This window comes from Pontibacter mucosus (genome assembly GCF_003054055.1).
Taxonomy (GTDB): domain Bacteria; phylum Bacteroidota; class Bacteroidia; order Cytophagales; family Hymenobacteraceae; genus Pontibacter; species Pontibacter mucosus.
The window spans coordinates 107,018-122,257 of the sequence record NZ_QBKI01000005.1 but is presented as its reverse complement, the minus strand read 5'-3'; the positions used below and the strand labels follow the sequence as shown (position 1 = coordinate 122,257).

The window sequence follows — 15,240 nt, the reverse complement described above, 5'->3', positions numbered from 1 at the left end:
GCACGTGCCATAGTTTAAACCGTGCCGAAGCCATCCCGTAAAACCAATAAGTATAAAATTGTGGAGATATGAGAAAGCCGAGATGGAGATACATGCGCCGCAGACTGAGCCGCAAAATGCTGCCCCTGTTTGCGCCACTTATACTGACGCCGCTGGCAACACCCGTGAACCAGGGCACTGCCATGCCTCACCCGGATGCTGCCACCCTGAAGCGCAAAATGACGAATATCAGGCTGATGCACTTTAACCAGGTGGCCTATAACCTGTACAGCACGATGGGCTTGCAGGAGGCCGGAATGCGGTTCGAAGTATTTAACAAGGCGCTTACCGGGTTTTACAACATGCGCCATAACAACGAGGTATCAGACAAACCTTATATCACCATTGTGGATTTTACGAAGTCGTCGAACGAGAAGCGGCTTTGGGTGATAGATGTGGAGAAAAAGGAACTGTTGTACAACACCTATGTTTCGCACGGCCGGAACTCCGGGCAGGAGTTTGCCACGGAGTTCTCTAACGAGAACAAATCGTTCATGAGCAGCATTGGCTTTTACGTGACCGAGGATATCTATTACGGCAAGCACGGCCTTTCGCTGCGCCTAAACGGGATGGACGAAGGCTACAACACCAATGCCCGGGAGCGCTGCATTGTGATGCACGGCGCTGAGTATGCCTCGGAGGAATTTATTGAACAGGCCGGCCGGTTGGGCAGGAGCCTGGGTTGCCCTGCCATCCCGATGGAGGATCATGAGGCAATCATCGGGGCAGTAAAAGGTGGTACCACCATGTACATACACGCCGCCAACGATGCCTATACTTCGCAGTACCTGGACCACGTTTCGGCCATGACCGAGCTGGTGCACGAAAATAAGCGGGATTTGCCGCCTACGCCGGGTTCAGCGCCCGCCACTTAATGCCGCAGCCAATGCTGGGGAGCTGCTCCTCAGCCACAGGTTTACCTTCCAGGAGAGCATCCAATGCCTGACGCAGGTCCTCGCCCGTTACAGGTGTGTCGTTGCTGGGGCGGGAACCATCGAACTGCCCGTGGTAGGCCAGGCGCAGGCTGCCGTCGTACACGAAAAACTCAGGAGTACATTCGGCCTGGTAGTTGCGCGCTATCTGCTGGGTCTGGTCGTTGAGATAGGGGAAAGGAAACTGCATTTCCCGGACCAGCTGCTTCATCTGCTCCGGCCCGTCTTCCGGCGAAACAGCCACATCGTTGGCATTGATGGCGGCGAAGTTTACGCCCTCGCTTTTATATTCTGCGGCCAGTTGCACCAGTGTCGGCAGGATGTGCTTGACGTAAGGGCAGTGGTTACAGATAAACATGATAACCGTAGCCTTGGGCGAGGCCACGTCCTGCAGCGTCACGATTTTATCAGAAACCATATCCACCAGGGCGAAATTGTGTGCCTTGGAGCCAAGAACAGTTTGTATGCTTTGCTGTGCCATAGTTTGTGAGGGTTAGAGGGTAGGAGTAAAACCGTTTGTTACCATGCTTGTTACTAATATAAGCTTTTACCTGATGATAACAAACAGTATGTAAGCAGGTTAAGCGGTCGGTAAAGTATAACTGCTCCTGAAAGTATAAAGTAAATGCAAAAAGCCGTGGCCGGTATTCCCTAAGGTTTACCGGCCACGGCTTTTTGCTGTCAGAAAGTATAAATTACAATAGGGGAGGCCTGGAATCCTGATAGCAGGAACCTGTCCAGCTATACTTACCTCAGCTTCTTCTTAAAGAAGTCGATGGTGCGTGTCCAGGCCAGTTCTGCTGCCTCTTTATCGAAACGGGGCGTGGTATCGTTGTGGAAGCCGTGGTTGGTGTTGGGATAAATGTAGGCTTTATACGTTTTGCCGTGCTCTTTCAGTGCTTTTTCATACTCCGGCCAGCCGGCGTTCACGCGCTCGTCGTGCTCAGCGTAGTGCAGCAGCAGGGGCGCCTTTATTTTCGGTACATCCTCGGGGGGAGCCTGGCCACCGTAAAAAGGCACAGCCGCTGCCAAATCCGGAATCCGCACAGCCATCATGTTCGAAATCCAGCCACCAAAACAGAAGCCCACCACGCCTACCTTGCCATTGCAGATGGTATAGTTTTTCAGGTAGTCGTAAGCGGCAATGAAGTCCTCCAGCATCTCGTTCCGGTCTCGTTTGCTTTGCAGTTCGCGGCCCTCATCGTCGTTGCCGGGGTAGCCGCCAAGCGGAGAGAGGGCATCCGGGGCAATGGAGACAAAGCCTGCCAGAGCAGCTCTTCGGGCCACATCCTCTATGTGGGGGTTCAGGCCCCGGTTTTCATGCACTACCACAATGCCGCCCAGTTTCTTCTTGCCGCTGGCAGGCATCGACAGCAGGGCCTTTATCTTGCCGCCACCGTTTGGCGACTGGTAGTAGATGTACTCTGATTTGATGCGCGGATCTCCCGCCTTTATTTGAATGGCGCCCTGGTAATCGGGCATCAGGAAACTCATCAGCGAACCGACCGTCAGGCCACCAACAGCATAAACGGAAAGCTTCTGCACAAAGTCGCGGCGGTTGATGCGGTTGTGCGCGTAGTCATCGTAGAGGTCAAATACTTCCTGTTTGATGTCTTCTTTTATGATTTCGTCCATGGTGGATTGGTTTTGCTTGGTCAAATGTAGGTTGTGATGAGTGGTTCATAAGTTACTCAAAAAACAACAGAAGTGAAAAACACGGCATACCAAATGCGGGCGGGACACAAAGTATAGGTCTGGCTACGTTTGGTTTATTTTCAGCATTTCCCACTCTTCTTCGGTGAAGCCTTTTGAGCCAAGCAGTATGCCGGCACCAAAGCTGCTATCCTTTAAATCAGCTAACTCTCCCTGAAAATCTTTGCCGATGGTAAACTTTACTGTTAAGCCGAAAACGGTATGCAGGGCAAGAACATCGTTTACAGCATCATAGGTAAACTGTTGTATAAAGTGATTGTCCTTAAACCTCTCGTCTATACCTTCCAGCTCAATTTTTGTTACTCCTGATAAAGTGATGGCAGATGTTTTACCGCCAAAACTGGTGCTGGTCCAAAACAGAAACCTCTTCCTTTTCACATTTTCAAAGCACCGTCTTTCTATTTGGAACGTGATGGGCGCTTCTATACTCAAGCTCTGAAGATCCTCGAACTGAACACTCGCGTCAAAATCAAGTGGTTTATACTTTCCAGATCTTCTACGTCAATCTTATAAATCATACTTTAGATGAGTGGTGTGTGGTAAAGGACTAGGCTAAAATGTAAGTTGGAGCTTTGCAGGTGTTGTTAGTGGTTCTTTATTATTCTTTTTAAGTCGGTAATCAATAAAGAAATAAGCCCCGCATCAATTTTAAATCCGGTTTGAATCACATTATTATAACCGGTTTCTGAAAAATTTTCATTTTCAATCCTTATTCCTATTCCCAGATGTCCAGAATCATCAATGCCAACTAATTCTAGTTTAAAGCGCTCAGGCGACATTCCTACTAAGATGGCCTTGCCTTTTCTAGTTTCATCTAGAATTGTTAAGTTATCAATAAAAGCTTCAATGTTTTTTCGCTCAACCCAAATGCTTTCAATGTTTGCTTCAAGAATTCTAGTCTTTATTTTTATTTCCAAATTGACACTTGGGTAATAGTAGTCTTCAGAATGATTCCTTTGTATTTCTATAAATTCTGATTTGTATTCGTCGTATATCTTCATAATCTAATAATGACCACTAACTATTTTATAAATGCAAGCATATACTTATAAGCACTATATCTGGAGTAATTCAGCTTCAAATCCTCCAGCTTATACTCCTTTAACAATAGAGTATTATTCCAGCAAACATAAAAAAGTATAGCCTCAGCTATACTTCCTTCGTTTCTTCATCCTGCCAGCGGCCGTACCGGGTAGCCATATCTTTCAACTCCTGTATGTGGGCTTGTGTGAACTGCTTGGGTTGCAGGCGCCATTCCCAGTTGCCGTTGCCAGTGGAGGGCTTGTTCATGATGTGCTCGTTGCCAAGGCCCAGCACGTCCTGCATGGGCAGCACGGCCAGCTGCGAGACTGAACTATACGCTAGCCAGTTCAGGATAGTATGCACGTTGCTTTGGTTCACGCGGTGGGTGCTGTAGGCACGCAGGCGGCGCTTGTCACCTTGGGAGGCGTCCTTATCGTACCAGCCGCGCACGGTGTTGTTGTCGTGGGTGCCGGTATACACGATGCTATTTTGGGTGTGGTTGTGCGGGGCGTAGAGACTTTGCGGCAGGTCCTCGCCGAAGGCAAACAAGAGCACACGCATGCCCGGCAGCTTAAACTTCGCCATCAGGTCGCGCACGGGCTGGTCTATCTCGCCTAAATCCTCGGCCACAATCGGTAACTCCTTGAACTGCTGCTGCAACAGCTTGAGCAGCGGAGCGCCGGGCGTTTTCACCCACTTGCCGTTAATGGCGGTTTCCTCGCCGGCAGGTACTTCCCAGTAAGCCGAAAAAGCCCGGAAATGGTCGAGGCGGAGTAGGCCGAACAGACGCAGGTTGTGCTCGATGCGGTGCAGCCACCAATCAAAATTCTGCTCCTTCAGTACCTGCCAGTCGAACACCGGCGTGCCCCACAGCTGCCCTGTCTCACTGAAATAGTCTGGCGGTACTCCCGATACAGCGGTGGGTTTGCCATCGCGGTCCAGCTTAAAAATACCAGGGTGGCTCCAGACGTCGGCGCTGTCGTGGCTCACGTAGAAGGGCATGTCGCCAAAGAAAAGGATGTCTTTGCTGAGACAGTACTCCTTTAGCCGTTGCCACTGGCGGTAAAACAGGAGCTGCAGAAACATCTCATACTCTACCTGTTCGCGCAGCTTTTCAGCCAGCTGCTCCACGGCCTGCTCGTCGCGCCACTTTATCTCCCCGGGCCACTTCGTCCAGTTCTTGTTTTTGAAATGCTGCCTGAAGGCCACAAAATTGGCGTAATCCTGTAGCCAAAGCTTCTGCTCTTTCTGAAACGTTGTAAAATCTTTCCAGAGCACGTCCGGCAGCTCCTCGCTAAAGTTTTGGTACGCTTTGCGCAGCAGCTTCAGTTTATACCTGGTCACCTGCTCAAAATTCACGCGGGCATCGTCAAACTTCTCCTTGTGCTGCAAATCCTTGTTGTGGAGCAGGCCATCGTGCACCAGTTCCTCCGGGCTGATGAGCAGCGGGTTTCCGGCAAAGGCCGAGTGACTGCTGTAGGGCGAGTTGCCCGTGCTAACCTCGGTAGGGTTGAGCGGGAGGATCTGCCAGTACCGTTGCCCCGCCTCCTGTAGCTGGTCGGCAAACCTAAACGCCTCCGGCCCCAAATCGCCGATGCCGAAGCGGGAGGGAAGGGAGGTGATGTGAAGCAAAATGCCTGCGCTGCGTTGAGGTACAATCATGGTAGAGTTTGGGAGTTAAAGAGTTTGGGAGTTAGAGAGTTGTGGAGACGCCATACTTTGGAGCTTTTGAGTTAAAAGTTAGAAGGTTAGGGAGCAGGTAGCTAATAATTAATAAAAATTGACGGACTGGTGTAGAAGACGTGCGAAAGCATAGAATATACATGTGGTCGGGCAATGTTCTTAATTTACTTTTCTCTTTCTATGTGCTTGAGCAAACTTTCAAGCTCTTCAATTTTTCGTTTTGCCATCATAATACCATTCAAAGTGATTTGCTTGGCATGTTCACTGTTGTCCATGATAGCATGTTCAAAATGTGCCAAGTCAACATAGTTGTCAAGATTGCATTCTTGAAAATCTAAAAGACTTTCATATAGCTTTCTTACATCCTGTAGGTCAAATTGAGTGATAAGTTTTTCATCATTTAACACCAAGAGGATATTGGCAAAGTATGAGCCTAGGCCTAAATTAAAATTCCACTTCTGAAGTAACTCTACATACTTTGAGGCTGCTATGTCAACTACGTCAAGAGAGTAATCATTCCCTTCATCTTCTAAAAAGCGTGACATCTCTTCGTTTCTTTCAATGATATTGTTTATCGCCTCTTTAATAGTCATCGCAATTCTTATTTATATGATGCCCAACGAATAACTACGATTCTGTAGTTAAGAGTGCTAATGGGAACGTTTTAAGAACGTCCGTCACCGACAGGGTATTGGTTGCATTTATAGTACCGTTGCCCAGTGCCTGTTGCCATACTTTCGGAGCGTTGTCCGGCAAGAGTATACTCGTGTCCTGCCATACTTCCTGGCCCAACGGCAAATCGTGGCTATCCACCAGGCTCACCAACAACAGCGGCACAACAACCAGCGCCCACTGCCCCTGGTGGTGGCGGGCGAAGGCCAGCACGTGCTCCTGTTTTGGCCCCTGCACCTGCAGCGGAATGTAATCCCCCTTATCGAAGAGGGTTTGGAGGTCGCGGCGGGTGGTGAGGGCTGTGTGCAGCAAGTATAATTTTACTCTGGCGTCTTCGGGATGGTGCAACAGCTCCTCGTGCAGCTTTTCTATACTTTGTGCCTCGGCTTGCTGCAGTTCCTGCAGGTAGCGGCGGCGCAGGTCGTACTCCACGGGGCGGCGGTTGTCGGGGTCTACCAGGCTCAGATCCCACAGTTCGGTGCCCTGGTACACATCCGGCACGCCGGGACAGGTAATTTTGAGCAGCGTCTGGCCAAGCGAGTAAAGCCAACCATAGTGCGCCACCTTCAGGAAGAACGGCTGAAAGGAGTGCATAAAGTCCTCATCCTGCACCAGCAACTGCTGCACCAGGTCCTTCATGGCCTGCTCATACTTCTCGTTCGGCGCCGACCAGTCGGTTTTGTTCTTGGCCTCTCGCAGCGCTTTCTCCAGGTACTCCTGCACCCGCTTTACCAGGGCCTCATCTACCTCGCCGTTCAGCGGCATCACGACCAGCAAGGTTTGCAGTAGAAAGTATAAATCGTTCTCCACCGGCTCCGAAGTATACTTCCTGGTGATCTCCACCCACTCTTTAGCCTTCTGCTCCCATTCTTCAACTAGCTCTGTCAGCACGTTCAGGCGCAGGCGGGCGTCCTCGCCCCGCTTGGTGTCGTGGGTGGCGGTGGCGTTGATGGAGTGCGGGTAGGTGCGCTGCCGGTACATCATGCGCTCATGGAAATCCTGCGGACTCAGGTGAAATATTTCCGGGCTGTTACCCACCTCGTTGAGCGAGATCAGCCGGTTATAGTTGTAGAAGGTCGTGTCCTCCACGCCTTTGGCTGCCAGCGGTCCCGTAAACTGCTGGCTGCGCATCACAAAGTATAACTTGTGGTGCTTCCGGCTTTCGGTGTCCTCCGGCTCCAGCATAAAAAGCGAGTGCAGGTGCTGCAATTGCTCCTTCAAAGCCGGAGCTTGCTTGTGCGCTGCCTCAAACGCCTCTTCCACCACCTTCATCTCTTCTTTGGCGATAGGCAGGTCGTTGCTGTAAATGCGGTACACCGGCCAGGCGGCCAGCAGCGTTGCCAGGGCTTTTCGCCATTGCTCCTCCGGCTCCAGCGGTATCAGCTGGCGCTCCTGTAGCAGGCGCAGCAAATTCTCCAGCTCCCCCTGCATGTAGCTGGTCAGGATGAACATCTTCTTGTCGAACACCAGCTGCTCATAGTCGGTGGCGGCATCGGCTACCAGGCGGCTATAGGCCTGCGTGATCGGCTCGCGGGCGCTGGCGGAAGTATAAAGATTGCTTATCCAGGCGAGGAAGTCATAGCCGCTGTTGCCCTGTATCGGCCAGTTCTCGGGCATGTGCTCCTCGCCTTCCAGAATCTTCTCCACCACCACATACTGCTCCGGGCCGGCCAGTTGGCGCAGGCGCTTCAGGTAAGTAGCCGGGTCAAACAGGCCGTCGACGTGATCCACGCGCAGCCCCTGCACCAGCTCCTGGTCGCAAAGCTGCTTGATGAACTGGTGGTACTGCTCAAACACCTCCGGCTTCTCCATGCGCAGGCAGATCAGGTCGTTCACGGTAAAGAAGCGGCGGTAGTTTATCTGCCGCTCCGTGTCCTGCCAGTGGCAAAGTATAAAGTGCTGCCTGTCCAGCAGTTTCCGCAGCTTCTTCTCCTTGCCATTTATACTTTGCAACACCTGCTCCAGCGCCTGTCGCAGGGTTTCGTTTTTGTACAGCTTCCGCTTAAAGTTGCCCCAGGCAGCCGGGTTTATACTTTCCTCAGCCTCATGCAGAGCCAGCTCCTTCAGGCTTCGCTCCGCCAGTGGCGTCACCTCGGGGTTGCCCGACACCTGCAGCGCTTCCTCCAGCAAGGGCCGGTAACACGAAACACACAGCGGGTAGGCGTTGTCAAAGTAGTTGATCGTGATGCCTTTATCACTCAGTTTTAGCTCCAGTTGGTTTTGCTCCAGCACCTTTTCCAGCGGCTCTCCCAGAAACGGCACCATCACCTGCCCGCTGAAGTCCGGGTGGTGGAAGTGGATGTCGAAGAAAGTATAAAAGTGCGACTGCGGCCCCTTCTCCAGCACGTCCATCAGCCAAACGTTGTCGGGGTGAAAAGCCATGTGGTTGGGCACGATATCCTGCAGCCAACCCATGTTTCGGCGCTTCAGCTCCAACGCAATTTCCTGCAGCTCCTTTTTGGTGCCGATTTCCGGGCTGATGTCGTAAGGGGCGGTAACGTCGTAGCCGTGCTCGCTGCCGGGTCGGGCGCAGAAAAATGGGGCGGCATAAATGGTGCTAACGCCTAGCTCGTGCAGGTACGGGATGAGCTGCCTGATGTCGCTGAGCTTTAGCTTTGGAGAAATCTGCACACGGTAAGTGCCCGAGGGGATATAGGTCATAGTTATACTTTCAGGTTGAGGTTTTGGTAGAGCTTTTCAAATTTTTCGATCCATGCTTTAGCCTGCTGGTCGCCTTGCTCGCTACGTTGTTTCAGGTCCTGGTAGCCATCCTGCTGCATCCGGAAGGCGATGTTCTGGGCCTGCCAATAGTCGGTTTGCAGTTTGGAGTCCGACACCACCTCCAGCAGCTCTATCAGCAGGTTCATGGTGGCTTCGTCCTGCGGGTTTTCCTGTAGCTTTTTCATCATCTGATCCACGCGCTGCGTCAGGGCAAATTCCAGGTCCTCGTAGCTGAGCGTTACGTCCATGCGCTGCACTTCCTCCAGCAGGCGCTTTACCTCCTGCGGGCTGGGCTGCTCCGATTCAAATTCGTGCAGCAGGCGGGTGTTCACGATGTAGTCCACGGTGGTTTGCAGCGGGCGCGGCATCTGCATGCCGATGGTCTGGATGGCCGAAATGAGGGAGTAGTTGTTGTCGTAGAGTTGCTGGAAGTCGTTTTCCAGGTTCTCCATGGTTAGGGCCAGCACCTGGTCGAGTATCTTTTTCTGATCATCCTTGAACAGGTGCCAGAACGAGTAGTTGTGTGACTCAAAGTGCTTGTCGAGCAGCATGATTACCTCGCTGACGTAGCCGCGGTCAAAAGCCGAATTGAGCGCCTGCGACAGCCGTTCATAGTCCTCCGTGCCCATAAACTCGCGCACCCCGCCAAACAACTGGTGGTCGCCCAGGTGCAGCACGGCAAAGGTGACGGTTAACTCTTCCCAGGTTATTTTGCTCTTGATGCGGGCTCGCCCCACCGCCAGTTTCTGCCGGCCGGCCTGTTTGTACTCATATGCCTCGGAGGTGGCGGCGTAGCTGTAGAGCTCCATCACCTCGCCTTGTTCCCGGAACAGGGAGGCCACGGCATAGTGGGCACCCACGCGCAGCAAATCTATCATGGTCGGCTTCACCGTGCGCATGTAGCTGGCGGCGGCATCGCCTCGCTCCCGGTAGTTGCTCTTGGCCTGGCGCAGGCGCTCTACAAATTCAGGTTCCAGGTCGCGGCTGCCCAGGTTTTGGGCCAGCTGTAGTACGCGGGCGGCATAGAGGATGTCCTGTACGGTTTCGATGCCGGTTACCTCATCAAAAAACCAACCGCAGCTGGTGTAGATGAGCAGGGCATGGTACTGCATTTCCATCAGCTTCAGGAAACGCACCTGCTCCTCCTGGGTGAGCTCCCGGGAAGTATGGCTTTTGATAAAGGCAGTCACATTTTCCTCCGAGCGGTCCATGATCACCTCTATATAATCGTTGCGGGTAGACCAGGGGTCGGCGCCAAGCTTGGTAAGCTCCTGCTCATAAAGCGGGGTGATTTCATCGCGCAGCCAGTCGAAGGCCTCGCGGATGGGCTTGCGCCACTCCTGGTTCCAGTTGGGGTGGCTGCCGGTGTTGCAGCCACAGTTGCTGCGCCAGCGCTCCACGCCGTGCGCGCAGCTCCACGAGCTGGGCTCGATGATCTGCACCTCATACTTTGGCGGGTACTTGGCCATAAACTCGCCATACACCGTTACCTGCGCCAGTTTTTCCTCCTGTATGTGATGAAGGGCGTAGGAAAGGGCCATCTCCCCGAAGCGGTGGTGGTGGCCGTAGGTCTCGCCGTCGGTGGCAATGTGCATCAGTTGCGGTTCTTTGGTGCCTTCCTCAAAGGTGCTGCTCAGGCGCTCGGCAAAATCCTCCCCACGCGACAGCAGCCCCTCAAAGGCGATGCCCTGCGACACCGGCCCGTCATAGAAAAACAACACAATCTCCTTGCCCGAGGGCAGTTTGCACAGGTAGGGGCGGCGCGGGTTGATGCTGCCTCCATTGGCATCCGTCCAATCCTTGTCCCCGATCTTACAGAAAGCCTTGGCCTGGTAGGGTGACAGGATGGTGAACCGGATGCCGTACTCGGCCAGGACCTCCAGCGTTGGGATATCGGCTGCGGTTTCAGCCAGCCACATCCCCTCCGGCGCGCGCTCGAAGCGTTGCTTAAAGTCGTAGATACCCCAGATGACTTGCGTGTGCTTGTCGCGCTCGTTGGCCAGCGGCATGATGGCGTGGTTGTATACCTGCGCCAGCGCCGAGCCGTGGCCGGAGAAGCGCTTCATACTTTGCTTGTCGGCATCAAGTATAGCCTGGTACGTTTCCGGGTCTTTTTTCTGCATCCACTCCAGCAAGGTAGGGCCGAAGTTAAAGCTGATGTAGCTGTAGTTGTTGATGATGTCGATGATGTTGCCGTCGCTGTTAAGGATGCGCGAGGCGGAGTTGCGGGCATAGCACTCGTCGGAGATGCGCTCGTTCCAGTCGTGGTAGGGGGCCGCAGACTCCTGCAGCTCCACCTCGTTGAGCCAGGGGTTTTCGCGGGGCGGCTGGTAAAAGTGCCCGTGTATGCAGATATACTTGTTCATGGGCTATTGCTGTTGTTGAAGTATAAGTAACGACTTTGGAGGCAGCGTCACTTCCGACTGATGCTCTATCGTCCCGGGTAAGTTTGCGTTCGCACCGCCCCATGCTGTCGAGGCGGAATGAAGGACGGGCTTCCAGCTGCCGGAGGTCTCCAGGGCCGGGGACAATGTGGTGCTCTGCTCCGCGTCGCTGAGGTTGAAGAGGCAGTACAGGTTTGGCTCTTTTGTCTGATGCACCAGGTGTAGTACGGTTTCCTGGGCATCCAGGCGGGCCGAAACCTTGTCTTTGTTGGGCCTTTGGAGGGCGACGGAGGTTTTGCGCAGCTGCAGCAGGCGCTTGTAAAACTCGCGGAGCTGGTTTTGCCGGGCATCAGAAGTATAACTGCGGCTGAGTTTGGAGCGGTTAAAGGTGTCTTCGCTCTGCGGGTCCGGCGCCTCGCCCTGCCAGGCAAAGCTCTTGAATTCCTCGCGGCGCCCTTTGCGCACAGCCTCTATCAACTCCTCATCGCCGTGGCTCACAAAATATAAAAACGGGTTCTTCTCGCCATATTCTTCGCCCATAAACAGCATCGGCACGAAAGGCGAAAGTATCACCAGCCCGGCCACCACCTTCAGCGTCTCAAAATCCACCAGTTCGGAGAGGCGCTCGCCCAGCATGCGGTTGCCCACCTGGTCGTGGTTCTGCGAGCAGACCACAAACTGCTCGGCCCGGTTGTGCTCGGTGCTGCTGCCGAAGGTGCGGTGGCGGTGCTCGGAGTAGAGCCCGTCGTACATAAAGGCCTTTGTCATCACCTTGGCCAGCTGCTCGGGTTTTCCGAAACCCACGTAATAGCCTTCCTGCTCGCCGGTGACCAGGGTGTGCACCACGTGGTGGAAATCGTCGCTCCACTGCGCATCCAGGCCGTAGCCGCCGCGCTCTACCGGGTTTATCAGGCGCACGTCGTTCAAATCACTCTCGGCGATAAGTATAAAATCGCGGCCGACTTGTTGCTCCAGCTCCTGCACGTGCTCCTGCAGCTCCTGCAGAAAATGGCGGGCGCCCATGTCGTAAATGGCGTGCACGGCGTCCAGGCGCAGGGCGTCTATGTGGTAATCGCGCAGCCACATCAGGGCATTCTGGATAAAGTAGTTGCGCACCGCATCCGAGTGGTTGTCGTCGAAGTTCAGGGCCGAACCCCAGGGCGTTTTATACTTGTCGGTGAAGTAGGGGCCGAAGTCGTTGAGGTAATTCCCTTCAGGCCCCATGTGGTTGTAGACCACGTCCAGCACCACCGCTATTCCCTGCTCATGGCAGGCATTGACGAGTTTCTTCAGCCCCTCGGGACCCCCATAGGAATTCTGCACAGCAAAGGGAAGCACGCCGTCGTAGCCCCAGTTGCGGCTGCCGGGGAACTGCGCCACCGGCATGATCTCGATGGCGGTGATGCCAAGCTCCTTCAGCTCCGGCAGGCTCTCTATCATACTTTCGAAAGTGCCCTCCGGGGTAATGGTGCCCACGTGCAGCTCGTAAATGATGTACTCATGCAGCGGCAGGTTCTTCCAGTTTTTGTCGGTCCAGGCAAAGGAAGTATGGTCTACTACGGCAGAGGAACCATGCACGCCGTCGGGCTGAAAATGGGAGGCTGGATCGGGCCGCTCTGTCTCTTCGTCAAGTATAAGGGTGTAGCGCGTGCCGGGGTTGGCAAACTCGCTCAGGGCAGTCCAGTAGCCCATGGCTTCCTGCTGAAGGGGCACGCGTATGGGCTCGGGCTTGTGCAGCAATACATCCACCTGCTTTGCCTTTGGGGCCCAAACGGTAAAAACGGTGCCTTCCTTCTCCGGCGAATAATGCGCTCCTATCTCTCTTAGTATGGCCATAAAAACGTGAATTAACTCAGCACGTATTAACTGACTTTGCGGGTAATAGGTTGTCCGTTATTCCGGTGTAAAAGTATGGCAAGGCCTCTTTTTTGGTGATTTGGCTGGGAATGCCAGGATCGCCGGCAAGCCTTGGGAGGCTGTCTCGAAATATTCAACGAAACATATTTATCCAGGATAAGTACGTACAACGGGTAAAGTATAAACAACGCTTAATGGAACAGCTCGAAGGAACAAAACGTGTAGTAATTGAGAATGTAAAACCTGAGATAAACGGTGGCAGGTTTCCGGCAAAAAGGGTAGTGGGAGAGGAGATAACCGTTACCGCCGATGTGTTTGCCGATGGACATGATGAGGTGAAGGCGCGGCTGCTGTACCGCCACACACGCCGCCGAAAATGGGAGACAGTGCCCATGGAGTTTCTTGGGAACGACCGCTGGCAGGCCTCTTTCACCCCGGATGCGATGGGCCGCTACGAGTATACCATTGAGGGCTGGGTAGATCACTTTTATACCTGGCAGAAAGGGCTGAAGAAGAAGTATGAGGCCAACCAGGACGTGCGCGTGGAGCTGCAGATAGGAGCTCAACTCATGGAGGCCGCCGCCGAGAAATCCAAGCCTGGCCAGCAGAAGCGCCTGCGCAAATGGGCCGAGCAGCTGCGCAACAGCCACTCGGTGGCCGAGGATGTGGCCTTTGCCACCGGCCGCGATGTGAGCGAGCTGATGGAGGTGTGCTGCGAGAAAGAGAACGTAACCACCTACGATAAAAACCTTCAGCTGGAAGTGGAGCGCCAGAAAGCGCTGTTCAGCGCCTGGTATGAGTTTTTTCCGCGTTCTGCCGGGCAGGAGGCGGGCCGCCACGGCACCTTCCAGGATTGTATCCGACTCTTGCCGCGCATAGCCGAAATGGGTTTTGATACCATTTATTTACCGCCTATCCACCCCATTGGCCGCGCCTTCCGCAAGGGCAAGAATAACTCCGTTACCTCCGAGCCGGGCGAGCCGGGCTCGCCCTGGGCCATTGGTGCGGCAGAGGGCGGGCACGATGCCATACTTCCGGAGCTGGGCACTCCAGACGACTTCCGTGAATTTGTGCAGCAGGCGCGGGAGCACGGCATCGAGGTGGCCCTGGACTTTGCCATCCAATGCTCTCCGGACCACCCGTACGTGAAGGAGCATCCGCAGTGGTTTAAGTGGCGCCCCGACGGCACGGTGCAGTATGCCGAAAACCCGCCCAAGAAGTACCAGGACGTGCTGCCCGTTAACTTTGAGACAGAGGACTGGCCGAATCTGTGGCGCGAGCTTAAGCGTGTGCTGGTGCACTGGATTGAGCAGGGCGTTTATGTGTTCCGGGTGGATAACCCGCACACGAAGGCTTTTAATTTTTGGGAGTGGGTGATAGCCGATATCCGCAAGCAGTACCCGCAGGTGATCTTCCTGAGCGAGGCTTTTACGCGCCCGCGCGTGATGGAACGCCTGGCCAAGATTGGCTTTACGCAATCCTATACGTACTATACCTGGCGCAACTCCGCCGAGGAGATCCGCCAGTACATGACCGAGCTGACGCAGACCGAACTGCGCGAGTATTTCCGCCCCAACTTCTGGCCCAACACGCCCGACATTCTGCCTTATGCGCTGCAGGAGGGCGGCGAGCCGGCGCATATTACCCGCGTGGTGATGGCGGCCACGCTTTCCTCCAACTATGGCCTCTACGGGCCGGTGTATGAGTTCGGCATCAACCAGCCGGTGCCGGGCAAGGAGGAGTATTATGACTCGGAGAAGTATGAAATCAGGCACTGGGACTGGGGCAAACTGACCAAGATACGCGAGGTCATCACGCTCATCAACAAAATCCGCAAGGTAAACCCGGCCCTGCAAACCACCTGGAACATCCATTTCGGCGACTGTGACAACCAGGCCATACTCAGCTACGCCAAGTGGAGCAGCGATTACACGAACAAAATCTTCGTGGTCGTGAACCTGGACCCGCATAACACGCAGAGCGGCTGGGTGAAAGTGCCCCTCTGGAAAATGAAGATGCCATCCGACAAGCAGTACCTGGTGCACGACCTGCTGACCGAGCGCAAGTATACCTGGACCGGTGAGTACAACTTCGTGGAACTGCGCCCGCACGAGATGCCTGTGCACGTGTTCCGTATCGAAGAGGCCAACCCGGGCATGGGACATGATAATTTAGACGATACCTGGCTACCATCCGACCACCACACCAACGAATAA

General features: G+C 54.1%; 11 protein-coding genes. 2 read left to right on the top strand and 9 right to left on the bottom strand.

Features of this window, described 5'->3' with window-relative positions:
* The first annotated feature begins 68 nt into the window (after positions 1–68).
* The gene (locus C8N40_RS11210) at positions 69–914 is read left to right on the top strand and encodes a murein L,D-transpeptidase catalytic domain family protein (RefSeq protein ID WP_245905082.1); all 846 of its coding nucleotides are present in this window, start codon (positions 69–71) and stop codon (positions 912–914) included.
* Here the strand turns inward: C8N40_RS11210 and C8N40_RS11205 are convergent.
* The 9 genes from C8N40_RS11205 to treZ all read right to left on the bottom strand — a co-directional run bounded on the left by C8N40_RS11205 (position 886) and on the right by treZ (position 13,003).
* Positions 886–1,452 (bottom strand): thioredoxin family protein, encoded by a 567-nt coding sequence (locus tag C8N40_RS11205; protein WP_108211865.1) that lies wholly within the window; start codon positions 1,450–1,452, stop codon positions 886–888. The two genes, C8N40_RS11210 and C8N40_RS11205, sit on opposite strands and share 29 nt — an antisense overlap.
* Positions 1,453–1,718: 266 nt before the next feature.
* A complete protein-coding gene (locus tag C8N40_RS11200) occupies positions 1,719–2,606 on the bottom strand; it encodes a dienelactone hydrolase family protein (RefSeq protein ID WP_108212064.1) in 888 nt (295 codons plus the stop codon).
* Between the two features lie 123 nt (positions 2,607–2,729).
* Positions 2,730–3,116, bottom strand: coding sequence for a hypothetical protein (locus C8N40_RS11195; protein WP_211318080.1), 387 nt, complete (start codon positions 3,114–3,116; stop codon positions 2,730–2,732).
* Between the two features lie 152 nt (positions 3,117–3,268).
* On the bottom strand, positions 3,269–3,685 hold the full coding sequence (locus C8N40_RS11190; RefSeq protein WP_108211863.1) for a hypothetical protein: 417 nt from the start codon (positions 3,683–3,685) through the stop codon (positions 3,269–3,271).
* Positions 3,686–3,833: 148 nt separating this feature from the next.
* Entirely contained in the window at positions 3,834–5,369 is a 1,536-nt protein-coding gene (gene malQ / locus C8N40_RS11185; protein WP_108211862.1) for a 4-alpha-glucanotransferase, read from the bottom strand.
* A gap of 185 nt (positions 5,370–5,554) precedes the next feature.
* Positions 5,555–5,983, bottom strand: coding sequence for a hypothetical protein (locus C8N40_RS11180; RefSeq protein ID WP_108211861.1), 429 nt, complete (start codon positions 5,981–5,983; stop codon positions 5,555–5,557).
* A gap of 34 nt (positions 5,984–6,017) precedes the next feature.
* Positions 6,018–8,723, bottom strand: coding sequence for a malto-oligosyltrehalose synthase (gene treY, locus C8N40_RS11175; protein WP_108211860.1), 2,706 nt, complete (start codon positions 8,721–8,723; stop codon positions 6,018–6,020).
* A gap of 2 nt (positions 8,724–8,725) precedes the next feature.
* Positions 8,726–11,149, bottom strand: coding sequence for a DUF3536 domain-containing protein (locus tag C8N40_RS11170; protein ID WP_108211859.1), 2,424 nt, complete (start codon positions 11,147–11,149; stop codon positions 8,726–8,728).
* 3 nt (positions 11,150–11,152) lie between these two features.
* Entirely contained in the window at positions 11,153–13,003 is a 1,851-nt protein-coding gene (gene treZ / locus C8N40_RS11165) for a malto-oligosyltrehalose trehalohydrolase (protein WP_108211858.1), read from the bottom strand.
* A 215-nt stretch (positions 13,004–13,218) separates the two neighbouring features.
* Between treZ and C8N40_RS11160 the strand changes: the two genes are divergently transcribed.
* A complete protein-coding gene (locus C8N40_RS11160) occupies positions 13,219–15,240 on the top strand; it encodes an alpha-1,4-glucan--maltose-1-phosphate maltosyltransferase (protein ID WP_108211857.1) in 2,022 nt (673 codons plus the stop codon).

What these genes read in the sequence shown, in the direction of transcription:
- treZ (WP_108211858.1), bottom strand. Translation starts at nt 13,003, where the DNA reads ATGGCCATACTAAGAGAGATAGGAGCGCATTATTCGCCGGAGAAGGAA.
- C8N40_RS11180 (WP_108211861.1), bottom strand. Translation starts at nt 5,983, where the DNA reads ATGACTATTAAAGAGGCGATAAACAATATCATTGAAAGAAACGAAGAG.
- treY (WP_108211860.1), bottom strand. Translation starts at nt 8,723, where the DNA reads ATGACCTATATCCCCTCGGGCACTTACCGTGTGCAGATTTCTCCAAAG.
- malQ (WP_108211862.1), bottom strand. Translation starts at nt 5,369, where the DNA reads ATGATTGTACCTCAACGCAGCGCAGGCATTTTGCTTCACATCACCTCC.
- C8N40_RS11160 (WP_108211857.1), top strand. Translation starts at nt 13,219, where the DNA reads ATGGAACAGCTCGAAGGAACAAAACGTGTAGTAATTGAGAATGTAAAA.
- C8N40_RS11190 (WP_108211863.1), bottom strand. Translation starts at nt 3,685, where the DNA reads ATGAAGATATACGACGAATACAAATCAGAATTTATAGAAATACAAAGG.
- C8N40_RS11205 (WP_108211865.1), bottom strand. Translation starts at nt 1,452, where the DNA reads ATGGCACAGCAAAGCATACAAACTGTTCTTGGCTCCAAGGCACACAAT.
- C8N40_RS11200 (WP_108212064.1), bottom strand. Translation starts at nt 2,606, where the DNA reads ATGGACGAAATCATAAAAGAAGACATCAAACAGGAAGTATTTGACCTC.
- C8N40_RS11170 (WP_108211859.1), bottom strand. Translation starts at nt 11,149, where the DNA reads ATGAACAAGTATATCTGCATACACGGGCACTTTTACCAGCCGCCCCGC.
- C8N40_RS11210 (WP_245905082.1), top strand. Translation starts at nt 69, where the DNA reads ATGAGAAAGCCGAGATGGAGATACATGCGCCGCAGACTGAGCCGCAAA.